Origin of the sequence: Microbacterium sp. 22215 (genome assembly GCF_052045655.1) — a bacterium.
GTDB lineage: Bacteria > Actinomycetota > Actinomycetes > Actinomycetales > Microbacteriaceae > Microbacterium > Microbacterium phyllosphaerae.
Genome location: NZ_JBQEPC010000001.1, coordinates 216,218 through 228,592 on the forward strand (window position 1 = coordinate 216,218; position 12,375 = coordinate 228,592).

A 12,375-nucleotide genomic window follows, 5' to 3' on the forward strand; every position below is an offset into this window, starting at 1 on the left:
ACGACCCGCGATCAGCGGGCGCGTAGGTCCTTGCGGAGGATCTTGCCCGACGCGGACTTCGGGATCGCATCGATGAACTCGACCTGCCGCACCTTCTCGTGCGGGGCGACGTGGGCCGCGACGTGGGCGATCACGGCATCCGCATCGAGGTCCGCCCCCTGCTGCAGCACCACGAACGCCTTCGGAACCTCCTGACCGTCGTCGTCGAGCGCGCCGATCACGGCGGCGTCGGCGATGGACGGATGCTCGAGCAGCACCGCTTCGAGCACGGCGGGGGCCACCTGGTAGCCCTTGTACTTGATGAGCTCCTTCAGCCGATCGACGATACGGAAGATGCCGTCGTGCGTGACCGTCGCGACATCGCCGGTGTGCAGCCACCCGTCCGCGTCGAGCATCTCGGCCGTGGCATCCGGCCTGTTCAGGTAGCCCTTCATGACCTGGGGTCCGCGGATCAGCAGTTCGCCCGGTGCGCTCGCACCCTCGCCGGGCGCCTCGACGTCGCTGCCGTCTTCGGCGACCAGCCTGGCCTCGGTGTTCGCCAGCAGCATGCCGACCGAGGAGCGGTCGATGTCGGGGCGGTCGTAGGGGATCGCGTGGGTCACAGGGCTGGTCTCGGTCATGCCGTAGCCCTGGCAGACGATGCAGCCGAGACGGTTCGCGACGGCCGAGGCCAGGGCGCCGTCGAGGGGCGCCGCACCCGAGAAGATCACCTTGATCGCGGAGGTGTCGAACTGGTCGACGAGCGGATGCTTCGCCAGGGCGACCGCGATCGGCGGGGCGATGAACACCCACGTCGTGCGGTGCTCCTGCACGACGCGGAGGAACTCGCTGAGGTCGAACTTCGGCATCGTGACCAGTGCCGCACGCTGTCGCAGGGCGAAGTTCAGCAGCACGGTCATGCCGTAGATGTGGAAGAACGGGAGGACGGCGAGCACACGGTCGTCGTCACCGAGAGAGATCGTCGAACGGCACTGGCTCACGTTCGCGATCAGGTTGCGGTGAGTGAGCATCACGCCCTTGGGGCGCCCGGTCGTTCCCGACGAGTAGGGGAGCACGGCGAGGTGCGTCTCCGGGTCGAACGAGACCGCGGGGGCCGAGCGGCCCTCGCCGAGCAGCGCGGGCAGAGACGGATGCCCGTCGGCCCCGTCGAGCACGATCACGTGGTCGTCGTCGAACCCGAGCGCCGCGGCAGCAGCCTTCGCGCCGGGGAGCAGGGGCGAGACCGTGATGAGCCAGGTCGCCTCGGCATCCGTCAGCTGGTTGGCGATCTCGTCGGGGGTGTAGAGGGAGTTGATGGTCGTGGCCGTCGCACCCGCCCGGAGGACGCCGTGGAACACCGTGGCGAATGCCGGGACGTTCGGGCAGAGGATGCCGACCTTCGTGCCGACTCCGACGCCCCGGGCCGCGAGTGCCCCGGCGAACAGGTCGATCTGTCCGATGAGCTGGCGGTAGGTGGTCGTCGCGCCGCTCATGCCGTCGACGATCGCCACCGCGTCGAGGCGTTCCTCGTCGACATCGCCGAACAGGAACTCGTGGATCGAGACCGCGGGGATCTCGACATCGGGATAGGAACTGCGCACCATGAGATCTCCTTCGATCCGGGGAGGCGACGACGCCGTCTGGTGCGATCCAGTGTCGCACAGTCAGGCACCGAGTCCCAGAGCCTGCGTGCGACCCGTCCACGGAGCCGGATGCCCGGGAGTAGGCTGATCCGGTGACTGATGCAGAGACCCTGAGCAGAGGGCCTCGCGCCTACACCGCATTCATCGGCATCGGCCTGATCGCAGGCCTCCTCTCCGGCCTCTTCGGCGTGGGCGGCGGCACGGTGATCGTCCCGCTGCTCGTGCTCTTCCTGCACTTCAACCAGCGACTCGGCGCAGGCACCTCGCTCGCGGCGATCGTCCCCACCGCGACGGTCGGCGTCATCTCCTATGCGATCAACGGCTCGGTGGCCTGGATCCCCGCGCTGATCCTCGCGGCGGGTGCAGTGGTCGGCGCCCAGATCGGCACCCGACTGCTTCCGAAGATCTCGCAGACCGTGCTGCGCTGGTTCTTCGTGGGCTTCCTCGTGATCGTGATCGTGAGCCTGTTCCTCGTCATCCCCTCGAGGGATGCCGAGTTCGAGTTGCAGCTGCTCAACGGTCTCGGGTTGCTCGTGGTCGGTGTCGGCACCGGCATCCTCGCGGGTCTGATCGGCGTCGGCGGGGGAGTGATCGTCGTGCCGGTGCTCATGCTCGTGTTCGGTACGAGTGACCTCGTGGCCAAGGGGACGTCGTTGCTCATGATGATCCCCACCGCGATCTCGGGCACGATCGGCAACCTCCGCAACCACAACGTCGACCTCCTCGCCGCGGCGATCGTGGGAGTCTCGGCGTGCACGACCACGGCCCTCGGGGCATGGCTCGCGACCCTGATCGACCCGGTGGTGGGCAACATGCTGTTCGCGGCATACCTCGTGGTCATCGCCGTCCAGATGGCGATGAAGGCGATCAAGGGCCGCAGGAAGAAGGACTGAACGGCCGTTGATCCGGTCGCCGGTCACCGCGCGCCGTGACCGAGAACGTAGGATCGAGGGGTGGCAGTGAACCAAGATCTGGTCGGCCGGGAGTTCCCGCCGACGTCCCCCTACCTCGTCGGCCGCGAGAAGGTGCGCGAGTTCGCGCGCGCCGTCTTCGCCGATGCCCCGCAGCACACCGACGTCGAGGCCGCTCGTGCGGCGGGCTTCGACGACGTCGTGGCGCCGCCGACCTTCGCGATGGTCATCCAGGACCACACGCTGCAGCAGCTGCTCGCCGAACCGGATTCGGGCATCGTGCTGGCACGGACGATCCACGCCGAGCAGAAGTTCACGTACACCCGGCCGATCGTGGCGGGCGACGAGCTCACGGGGCGGCTGCGTGTGACCGGCATCCGCATGATGGGCGGCAACGCCATGATCACCAGCGAAGCAGAGATCACGGATGCCGCCGGCGAGCACGTCGTCACCGCCACCAGCGTGCTGCTGGTCGGCGCCGAAGAAGGAGCCGCGTGATGCCGTTCGCTGTCGGAGACGTCGTCGCAGAGCGCACCGTCCACCTCACCCGGGAGTCCCTGGTCCGCTACGCGGGCGCGTCGGGGGACTTCAACCCGATCCACTACCGTGACGACGTCGCGGCCTCGGTGGGCCTCCCCGGAGTCCTCGCGCACGGCATGCTCACGATGGGCATCGCCTCGTCGGTGGTCGTCGCCGCGCTCGAGCCGGGCACCCGGATCCTCGACTACGGTGTGCGCTTCACGAAGCCCGTCGTCGTCGACCCGAACGACGGAGCCGACCTGCATGTGCTCGCCACCGTGGGCGCGGTGGACGAGGCCTCGACGCGGGTCGATCTCAAGGTCACCTTCGGCGAGACGACCGTGCTCGTCAAGGCGCAGCTGCGCATCGCCTCCTGATGGGTGATCCCGTGGTGCACGAGGTCGAGCCGCTGCGGCTCTCGACCCTGACAACCCTCCGCACCGGCGGTGCCCCCGAGCGGATGCTCGAGGCGACGACCTCAGCGGAGCTCGTCGACGCGCTCACCGATGTGTGGTCGCGCGGTGAGGAGTGGTTCGTCCTCGGTGGCGGCTCCAACCTGTTCATCGGCGACGAGCCGTTCGAGGGCACGGTCATCCGCGTCCTGACCCGCGGCATCGACGAACTTCCGTCGCCGCACGACGGCCGCATCCGTCTGCGTGTGGAGGCCGGGCACGGCTGGGACGACCTCGTCGCCTACGCCGTCGAGCACGGCTACGCCGGCCTCGAGGCGATGAGCGGCATTCCCGGCACGGTCGGCGCGGCTCCCGTGCAGAACATCGGCGCCTACGGGCAGGAGATCCAGGAGACCCTCGTCGAGGTCGAGCTGATCGACGAGGCGACGGGGAAGATCTCCGTGGTCTCTGCCGCAGACCTCGGGCTCGGGTTCCGCACGTCCGTGCTCAAGCACCACTACGGAAGCGTGCCGCAGCGCCGTGCCGTCATCCTGTCGGTCACGGTCGACCTCGTCGTCGCAGGAGAGCGTGTCGTCCGCGGCGAGCAGCTGCGCCGGGCGCTCGGTCTCGACTCCGACGCGCCCGTGCCGCTCGGCTGGGTGCGCGAGCGCATCCTCGCCACTCGCGCGTCGAAGGGGATGCTGCTCGACGAGAACGACCCCGACACGCACGGCGTCGGCTCGTTCTTCCAGAACGCGATCGTGCCCGAGGTCGTCGCCCGCTCGCTGCCGCCCGAATGCCCGCGCTGGCCCGTGTCGCCCGACCTCGATGCCGTGACGGTGATACCGCTCGCGGCGTACGACGGGTTCGTGCCCCCGGCCAAGACCGAGGCTCCGGACGTCAAGGTGAGCGCGGCGTGGCTGATCGAGCAGGCGGGGATCCGCAAGGGGTTCAAGCTGCCCCGATCGAGGGCATCCGTCTCGACCAAGCACGCCCTCGCGCTCACCAACCGCGGTGGAGCGACGGCGGCCGAGGTCTCTGAGCTCGCCCGGTTCATCCAGAGCCGTGTGCACGCCGAGTTCGGTCTCGTGCTGCAGCCCGAGCCCGTGCTGCTCGGCGTCGAGCTGTAGGAGTTCCGTGCTCGAATGGCTCCAGGCCGAGTGGCCTCAGGTTCTCGGCTTCGTCACCGGCGCGATCTGCGTGTGGCTCGCCGGTCGACGCAACGTCTGGAACTACCCGATCGGCATCGCCAACAACGTGGTGCTGTTCGTCGTCTTCATCGGCGCAGGCCTGTATGCCACGGCCGTGCTGCAGGTGGTCTATCTGCTGATGGGCGCGCACGGCTGGTGGCGCTGGACGCGCGGTGCCGAGCAGAGCCGCACCTACGTGGCGAACACCCCGAGGCGCGCGTGGCCGTGGCTGGTGCTCGCGGCCGTCGTCGGAGCCGCCGTGCTGGTGTGGGTGCTCACGACGTTCACGGACTCGCAGGTCGCGATCCCGGATGCCGCGACGACGGCCGCGAGCCTCGTGGCGCAGTACATGCTCAACCGCAAGTGGATCGAGAACTGGTTCGTCTGGATCGGCGTCGACATCGCCTTCGTCGCCCTCTCGATCGTCGCGGGTCTCTGGGTCATCGCCGCGCTCTATGCGCTCTTCATCGTCCTCTGCGTGATCGGCTACCGGTCGTGGCGGCGAGCCGCGCTCACCGATCGCGAGGCCCACCCGGCGGTGCCCTCGGCGATGACCTCCGAGTCCGCCCGATCGTGAGGCGAGACGCATGAGCGGTCACGGACTCGTCCTCGGCAAGTTCTATCCGTTCCACAGCGGGCACTCGCACCTCATCCGCCAGGCCCAGCGCGACAGCGACCGGGTCACCGTCCAGGTGCTGGGCGCCTCGGTCGAGTCGATCCCGCTCGAGGTGCGCGCCGAGTGGATCCGTGAGTCGCACCCGGGCGTGCGCGTGGTCGCGGCGATGGACGACGCCCCCGTGGACTTCGAGTCCGAGGCCGCGTGGGACGAGCACATGGCGCTGATCGGGTCGCTGCTCGACGAGCCCGTCGACACGGTGTTCTCGTGCGACGCCTACGGGGGTGAGCTGGCGAGGCGGCTCGACGCGCGGTGGGTGCGGATCGATGAGGGGCGACGGATCAACCCGGTCTCGGGGACTGGCATCCGCGCCGACGTCGCCGGCAACTGGCATGAGCTGGCGCCGGCGGTACGCGCCTGGCTGACCGCCCGGGTCGTGGTGCTGGGGGCGGAGTCCACCGGATCCACCACTCTCGCTGCCGCGCTGGCCGAGAGGCTGGGAACGCTGTGGGTGCCGGAGTACGGACGCGAGCACTCCGAGATCCGCGAGGGGGGCCTGGCGGCGCCGTGGCGCAGCGACGAGTTCGACCTCATCGTCGACCGGCAGATCGCCCTCGAGCAGCAGGCTCTGCGGGAGGTTCCGTCGCCGGTGCTGGTGTGCGACACGGACGTGCTCGCGACAGCGCTGTGGCACGAGCGCTACGTCGGCTCGACGGCCGCGCGCCTGTACGCAGCGGTAGCCGCGCATCCGCCACTGCTCTACGTGCTCACGGGTGACGAGATCCCCTTCGAGCAGGACGGGATGCGCGACGGTGAGCACATCCGCCACGGGATGCAGCAGCGCTTCCGCGATGTCCTGGCGGCGCAGGACGTGCCGTGGCTCGAGGTGCGAGGGGATGTGCCGACGCGGGTCGAGGCCGCGGCATCCGCTCTCGCACCGCTCCTCGCCGAGCACCTGCGCTTCGCGATTCCGCTCGAGGCGCGGCCGCTCGACGAGCAAAGAGCGCTCCAGAAGGACGCCCGATCGACATCGTTAGGATGATCGCATGCCCGACCGCTGGAACAGAGTCTCCGCATCACCCACGAACCCCGGCAGCGGCCACGGCGTCGAGGCACTGACCGCCGAGGACCTGTTCCGTCCGACAGCACAGGCGGCCGTGCCTCTCGACGAGAAGCTCCGCCAGGTGTACTACTGGATCGTCAATCGTGCGGTGATCTCGCCGTACTACGACATGGAGTTCTCGCACGGCGAGCCGCTCTCGATCGGGCTGGGGGATGCCGGGGCGACGGTGTCACTGCCGACGCAGGCGTCGTTCTCCTCCAACGTGCTCGTGCCGCTGCTCACCTTCGCGGTCGGCGGCAAGTGCCTGCTGATCGGCGGACCGGGTCGCGGCAAGACCACCGTGGCCGTGCTCATGGGCGTGCTCGCGGGCACGGCGTCGGCGGATGTCCGGCGGGCCGTGCAGCAGGGCCAGCCGCAGCTCACGGTCAGCGACCTCGTCGGCATCCCGCTGCCCCGTGATCTCGTCGGAGCCGAGAAGCTGACCGACATCCGCATCGCCTGGCGCGACTGGCTGGGTCTGCCCGTCAAGATCATCGACGAGTACAACCGCATCCCCACCAAGACCCAGTCGGCGCTGCTGACGATGGTCGCCGAGGGGTATGTCGAGAGCCACGACCAGATGCGTCGCACCGCGCCGGACGGAGGAGTGGAGAGCTGGTTCTTCACCGCCAACGACGACGCGGGCGGCGGAACATTCCCCGTCATCCAGGCTCTGCGCGATCGCATGGACGTCACGGTGCAGGCGGCCGGGTTCAACAGCCGGTTCTTCGACGAGCTCATCACCCGGGTCGAAGCGGGGGAGAAGCCCGAGGAGCATGTGCCCGCCGAGCTCTCGTTCGATGCGGCGCAGCAGTCCGAGATGCGCGCGCAGATCCGAGCGGTGCCGATCCCGGATGCCGTGCGCGAGCGCCTGCGGTTCTTCCTGAGCCACTTCGAGTTCGTGCAGCACGGCGGACGCCGCTTCGAGTACCGCACGAAGGACGTCGTGACGACGGCGGGCGGTCGGGTCGGCGAGGTCATCGAGGCGAACAGCGGCGCCGACCTCGAGGTCGACCTCGGGGCGCAGACCCGCAACGGCCTGTCGGTTCGCGCGCTGCAGACGCTCATCATGTACGCGAAGGCGATGGCCTGGTTCCGGGGTGTGGATGCCGTCGAACTCGACGACGTCGCGGCGGTCCTGCCGTTCGTGCTCCGCGGCAAGCTGCTGCCGAACGCGACGCATCCGCGCTTCGACGTCGGAGCCGAGCGCGAGCTCAGCACCGACACCGTCAGCTGGCTGGCCGACCTGTTCGCGCAGTCGTGCCGACAGTACGACGCGCTCGGACGCGACACCGACGACGAGGTCGCGGCCCTGCTCGCCGAATTCGACCGCGGGCTCGACGGCGTCGCGGCGATCGAGGCGTCTCGTCGGATCACCGCGGTCGAGGCACAGCTGCGCCGGATCGCCACGGTCGGCAAGCTCTACGGTCGCGATTTCGACGACGTCATCGCCCTGAAGTACCTGCATCAGAGGTACACCGCCTATGTGCGCTGGCAGGAGCTGCGCGGGTGAACCGCGTCCCCGTGCAGCTGGCGAACGTGTCGGCACCCTTCCCGCCCGCTGAACTGCCCGATCTGGCGTCGGCGGGGCTCGACGCCTCCGTCGCGGCGTCGTCGGTGCGCAGCGCCCACGGTGACCCGCTGCTGTTCGCGCGGGCGCTCGCCGCCGGGGCAGCCCACGACCCGGCGGCGCTGACCGACCGCGAGCGTGCGCTCGGACTCGTCTCGCTCGCGGGGTGGCGTGCGGGGGCACTCGGTCTGCGCACCGATGCGCTCGCCCGACTCGATCGGCTCGACTCGGCGGAGCAGAGGCTCGCCGCCGCCGCGACTCTCGGACTCGGCGTCGATGCGCTCGACGAGTTCCGTCGTCGGCAGCGAGACGATCGGTTCTGGTGGCCCGGCCGCGCCGACCAGCGTGGCTACGTGCTCGCGACCGGCGGTTTCCGGGGCCTCGGCGGCGCCTGGATCCGTCCTCCCGAGCGGGTGGAATTCCTGGCGGATGCCGGTGCGTTCGGATTCCTCGTCGCCGGGTCGTGGTGGCGCCTCGACAGCGATGTCTGGGGGGCGCGGCTCGCACTCCTTCCGGATCGGCCGGAGACCGTAGCACCCCGTGACGACGCGGTGAGCATCGTGATCGGCCCCGACACGCACCTGGCCTGGGTGCACGTGCGGGAGCCGCAGTGAGCGGGCTGCCCGATCCGGTGCCGCTGACCGCCGACGCCCGCTCCGCGTGGGAGCGGGCACTGGCGCTGTGGCGGGTACGTCTCGACGATCCGTCCGTCCGCCCCGGCGCGGCACAGGCCCAGGGAGCCCCCGCCTGGTTCTCGTTCCCGCCCTCCGTAACCGTCGACCCCCGGTATCTCGCCGACCGCGGGCTTTCGGATGAGCTGTGGAGCATGTTCGCGCACGAGATCGGGCACCACATGCTGGCCCCCAGTACGCGCATCGACTCGCTCAAGATCGACCACCAGATGGCTCGCGCGATCGCGGCGGCGTCGCCGCGGGCGAATCCGGGCGACGGTGCCCGTCGGCTCTCCAACCTGTGGTCGGATCTGCTCGTGAACACACGGGTCGCCCAGCTGCAGCGCACCGAGCAGGGCAGCACGGTGACCGCGACGCGCGATCTCGGCATCGTCCGCCTCGGCCTGGCTCTCTACCCTGCGCCCGAGGGCAGCGCCGATCGGCTGTGGTGGGTGTACTGCCGTGCCTACGAGCTGCTCTGGCAGCTGTCGGCCGGAACCCTCTGCGCGCTCGAGCCACCGCCTCGACCCGTGCGTGCGCCCGTGCGGACCACGCAGGTCCCGCTGAGCGAGATCCCCGAGAAGCATCGGGAGAAGGAGCGTCTGCTGCGCGCCGCCCGGGCCGAGAGTGAGCGCGTCGCCGCCGAACTCGCCGGAGCGACCGCCACCAATCCCGATGTCGATGCCTCCCTCATCGCCGATGCGGTGCGGTCCTTTTCCACCGATCCCGTGTCGGGGGCTGCGCTGTTCGGGGTGATCGCGGCGCCCTACCTCGCGGAGGAGGCGCTGGCCGGGGGCGGCAGATCGGGCAGTGGATGCGGCATCGACGACGCCCCGGCCACCGCTGACGAGCTCGGACGCATCCTCGCCGACCAGCGGCTGCGCGACGACCTTCCGCTCCACCCGGGCATGGTGCGGGATCCGGGCGACGAGGGCGACCCGGATGACACGACCGACGACGCGGCGAAGAAGGACGGCCAACGGCTCACGATCGCCCGCACGCTCGCCCTGTATCGCGACAGCGGAGAGGATGCGGTACTGGCCGCCTGGTATCGCAACGAGGCCGCGGCGTGGGTGCGCCCCTACACACGCTCCGCACCGTCGACGCCGACCGGAGGCATCCCGGGTCCGGTGGAACTGTGGGAGGTGGGTGATGCGCTCGCCGACCTCGACTGGCCGCTGACCCTCCGCTCGGGCACGGTGATCCCCGGCGTCACGACGCGGCGGCGCTCGGAGCTCGACGATGAGCCGATCGTGCAGGAGACGAGTCTCGAACTCGACCTCTACATCGACTCCTCCGGTTCGATGACGCATCCTCGCAACGGCTCCCCGGCCGTGCTCGCGGGGACGATCCTCGCGCTCTCGATCCTCCGCGGCGGTGGCCGAGTCAGGGTCACGAGCTTCTCGGGCACGGGCGAGGTGGCGGGGATGCCGCGGTTCGGCCGCGACCCCGCCGAGATCATCGCCGCGATCTCGCTGTTCTTCGGCCGGTCGACGTCGTTCCCGCTCGACCTCTATTCCGCCCGGTACGCGGGTCTGCCACCCACGGGCGACGATGCGCAGCGCCATGTGGTCGTGCTCTCGGATGACGGGCTGGTGTCGATGTTCGGCGTCGGCAACGAGCCCTATGCGGGTGTCGCTCGCGCCGTTCGCGAGGTGCTCACCACCGGTACGCTCGTGCTCATGGACCGCAGGCACCAGGTCGCGCACCTCGCCGAACGCGACGGCTACGACGTGGTGTACCTGCAGACGATGGCTGACGCTCCCGCGGCGTGCGCAGCCCTGGCGGTGACCCTGCATGGCTGACACCGAGGATCTTCTCGCGGCGTGGAGCGAGCGCTCGGGCGGCGAGGCCGAGGCCTGGGCCCGCACACGCACGGGCCCGTCCCTCGAATCCGTCGCGGCGCGGATCTCGCGCGTCCCCCAGGAGTTCCTCGACGAGCGGGTGTCACTGCGTGCGCTCGCCGGAGACGTGCTCGGGGCGCAGATCGTCGCGTCGGGATTCGACGACGACCCGCGGGTGCGGCAGGGAGCAGCCATCGGGCTGTGGCTGGTCGCCGCCGAGGGCCTCCTCGAACCGCTCGACCCGCCGCTCTCCACCGGGTCGACGGCTCTCGCCGTCGACGCGCTCGCGCTGCGCGTGGCCCCCGTCTCCTCGCCCTCGGAGTGGACGTCCGACGACGAGCGCCGCACCGAGGCCGCCCGCAGCTTCCTGCTCTGGTGCGGATTCCTCCCCGCGGGGGAGGACGCGGAGACGGCGGCCTCGCTTCTCGCCGCCTGCGACTCACTCGCCCGCAACCGGGCCCTCGCCGAGGCGTACGAGGGGCACAGGCACCGCGCCGACATCGCCCGCAAGCTCCACGAGGCGCGCCGCAAGGAGGCAGCGGCACGGTACTCGAGTGAGTGATCCCGACCTCCGAGGGGCGCTGACCCTCGCCGAGTACGCGCCGGGAGAGGCAGCGGTGCTCACGGACGGCGAGCGCTGGCCGACCATCGACGCGGCGGGTGCGGCGAGACTGACGCGCTGGCGTGCGCATCCGGACGCCCCGCACTGGACCCATGCGACCGGAGATCGGCTCAGCGCGGAGCAGGTCGATCGGGCGCGGCAGCCGCTGTCGACGACCGGCTGGCTCGCCGAGCACCTCGATGCCGCGCGGCGCACGCTGCGCTACCGCGCGATGCCGACGGATGCCGCGCTCGAGGACTTCCCGACGATCTCCCGAGCCGACCTCGTCGACGACCTCGCCGCGTTCGTGCCCCTCGACGCGGACCTCTCCCGCATGCTGCACGGCACGAGCTCCGGGTCGACGGGGGCGGCACTGCTCATCCCCGACGACGTCGAGGAGGTCGCGCGCGGCTTCCATCTGCTCGTCGCGCTCGCGGCATCCGCCGGGTCCGTTGTCCGTGCCGACGGCGAGCGGATGGCGGTGGCGAACCTCGTCTTCCAGCAACAGGCCTTCACCTACGTGTCGGTGATCTCGAGCTTCGCGCACCGAGCCATGGCGCGGCTGAACCTGCATCCGTCCTCATGGGCCGATGTCGCATCACGCGACCGTTTCCTGGCCGACGCGGATCCGCAGATCCTCAGCGGGCACCCGACGAGCCTCGCCGAACTGCTGGATGCAGGACTCGACTCCGTGCTGCATCCGACCGTGGTCTTCTCCGGTGCCATGGCACTGTCCGCCCCGCTGCGCGCGCGACTCGAGGCGGCGTTCGCGTGCCCGGTGATCGATGTCTACGGGCTGCATGAGACCCGACCGATCGCGGCGCGCACGGATGACGGCCCCTTCCGGATGCTCGACCGGCGCGTGCACGTGGAGGTGCTGGATCCTCGGCGGGATGTCGCGGTGGAACCGGGCGCCGTGGGCGAGATCGTGGTGACGGCGGGGGAGAATCCGCTGCTGCCGCTGGTGCGGTACCGCACCGGCGACTTCGGTCGGCTGGTCACCCTCGACGACGGCGCGTTCGGCATCGCCGACCTCGAAGGGCGCGACAACACGCGCTTCCGCGCGGCGGACGGCACGCTCGTGCCGTGCGTCGAGTTGACGCAGCAGCTTCAGGCTCGTGGGGCGCTCGGATGGTCGATCGAGCAGCACGCCGACGGCGGTCTGCACGCGATGATCGCGGGCGGCGACGAGGCAGGCATCCGTCTCGCGCTGACCGCCCTGCTCGGCGTGCCGATCGAGCTGCGCCTGGTCGAGCGGCTCATCGATCTCGGCGAGGGCAAACCGCGGCGGTACCGCAGCACCGTTCCCGACTGACTCCGTCGCCCCGACTGACAAC

The 12,375-nt window shown here is 70.3% G+C and carries 12 protein-coding genes; 11 read left to right on the forward strand and 1 reads right to left on the reverse strand.

Translation table 11 applies throughout. The features are described 5' to 3' along the window. Positions 1-11 precede the first annotated feature (11 nt). Complete coding sequence (locus tag ACTJKH_RS01160; RefSeq protein WP_440735435.1) at positions 12-1,583, reverse strand: AMP-binding protein; 1,572 nt, start codon at positions 1,581-1,583, stop codon at positions 12-14. 131 nt (positions 1,584-1,714) lie between these two features. Here ACTJKH_RS01160 and ACTJKH_RS01165 point away from each other — a divergent pair, with 131 nt between their 5' ends. From ACTJKH_RS01165 to ACTJKH_RS01215, 11 genes are read left to right on the forward strand one after another with little or no spacing between them, the layout of a single operon-like run. Beyond that, on the forward strand, positions 1,715-2,515 hold the full coding sequence (locus tag ACTJKH_RS01165) for a sulfite exporter TauE/SafE family protein (protein WP_440735436.1): 801 nt from the start codon (positions 1,715-1,717) through the stop codon (positions 2,513-2,515). Between the two features lie 60 nt (positions 2,516-2,575). Then, positions 2,576-3,031 carry an FAS1-like dehydratase domain-containing protein gene (locus ACTJKH_RS01170; RefSeq protein WP_210098730.1) on the forward strand — a complete coding sequence of 152 codons (456 nt, stop codon included), beginning with the start codon at positions 2,576-2,578 and terminating at the stop codon, positions 3,029-3,031. Then, the gene (locus ACTJKH_RS01175) at positions 3,031-3,429 is read left to right on the forward strand and encodes a MaoC/PaaZ C-terminal domain-containing protein (protein WP_259162233.1); all 399 of its coding nucleotides are present in this window, start codon (positions 3,031-3,033) and stop codon (positions 3,427-3,429) included. Before ACTJKH_RS01170 ends, ACTJKH_RS01175 begins: the two co-directional genes overlap by 1 nt. Then, positions 3,429-4,574, forward strand: a complete 1,146-nt coding sequence (locus ACTJKH_RS01180) for a UDP-N-acetylmuramate dehydrogenase (RefSeq protein WP_440735437.1) — start codon at positions 3,429-3,431, stop codon at positions 4,572-4,574. Before ACTJKH_RS01175 ends, ACTJKH_RS01180 begins: the two co-directional genes overlap by 1 nt. Positions 4,575-4,581: 7 nt before the next feature. Further along, positions 4,582-5,211, forward strand: coding sequence for a nicotinamide riboside transporter PnuC (gene pnuC / locus ACTJKH_RS01185; RefSeq protein WP_440735438.1), 630 nt, complete (start codon positions 4,582-4,584; stop codon positions 5,209-5,211). A gap of 10 nt (positions 5,212-5,221) precedes the next feature. After that, complete coding sequence (locus tag ACTJKH_RS01190; RefSeq protein WP_440735439.1) at positions 5,222-6,292, forward strand: AAA family ATPase; 1,071 nt, start codon at positions 5,222-5,224, stop codon at positions 6,290-6,292. 4 nt (positions 6,293-6,296) lie between these two features. After that, positions 6,297-7,865: an AAA family ATPase gene (locus ACTJKH_RS01195; RefSeq protein WP_440735440.1), complete on the forward strand. Its 1,569-nt coding sequence runs from the start codon at positions 6,297-6,299 to the stop codon at positions 7,863-7,865. Beyond that, positions 7,862-8,536 (forward strand): potassium transporter Kef, encoded by a 675-nt coding sequence (locus ACTJKH_RS01200; RefSeq protein ID WP_440735441.1) that lies wholly within the window; start codon positions 7,862-7,864, stop codon positions 8,534-8,536. The genes ACTJKH_RS01195 and ACTJKH_RS01200 overlap by 4 nt, the downstream gene beginning before the upstream one ends. Continuing rightward, complete coding sequence (locus tag ACTJKH_RS01205; RefSeq protein WP_440735442.1) at positions 8,533-10,398, forward strand: VWA domain-containing protein; 1,866 nt, start codon at positions 8,533-8,535, stop codon at positions 10,396-10,398. The genes ACTJKH_RS01200 and ACTJKH_RS01205 overlap by 4 nt, the downstream gene beginning before the upstream one ends. Continuing rightward, positions 10,391-10,999 carry a phosphohydrolase gene (locus ACTJKH_RS01210; protein WP_440735443.1) on the forward strand — a complete coding sequence of 203 codons (609 nt, stop codon included), beginning with the start codon at positions 10,391-10,393 and terminating at the stop codon, positions 10,997-10,999. Before ACTJKH_RS01205 ends, ACTJKH_RS01210 begins: the two co-directional genes overlap by 8 nt. Beyond that, positions 10,992-12,353 carry an AMP-binding protein gene (locus ACTJKH_RS01215; protein WP_440735444.1) on the forward strand — a complete coding sequence of 454 codons (1,362 nt, stop codon included), beginning with the start codon at positions 10,992-10,994 and terminating at the stop codon, positions 12,351-12,353. Before ACTJKH_RS01210 ends, ACTJKH_RS01215 begins: the two co-directional genes overlap by 8 nt. The last annotated feature ends 22 nt before the right edge of the window (positions 12,354-12,375 follow it).

What these genes read in the sequence shown, in the direction of transcription:
- ACTJKH_RS01180 (WP_440735437.1), top strand. Translation starts at nt 3,429, where the DNA reads ATGGGTGATCCCGTGGTGCACGAGGTCGAGCCGCTGCGGCTCTCGACC.
- ACTJKH_RS01190 (WP_440735439.1), top strand. Translation starts at nt 5,222, where the DNA reads ATGAGCGGTCACGGACTCGTCCTCGGCAAGTTCTATCCGTTCCACAGC.
- ACTJKH_RS01210 (WP_440735443.1), top strand. Translation starts at nt 10,391, where the DNA reads ATGGCTGACACCGAGGATCTTCTCGCGGCGTGGAGCGAGCGCTCGGGC.
- ACTJKH_RS01175 (WP_259162233.1), top strand. Translation starts at nt 3,031, where the DNA reads ATGCCGTTCGCTGTCGGAGACGTCGTCGCAGAGCGCACCGTCCACCTC.
- ACTJKH_RS01160 (WP_440735435.1), bottom strand. Translation starts at nt 1,583, where the DNA reads ATGGTGCGCAGTTCCTATCCCGATGTCGAGATCCCCGCGGTCTCGATC.
- ACTJKH_RS01195 (WP_440735440.1), top strand. Translation starts at nt 6,297, where the DNA reads ATGCCCGACCGCTGGAACAGAGTCTCCGCATCACCCACGAACCCCGGC.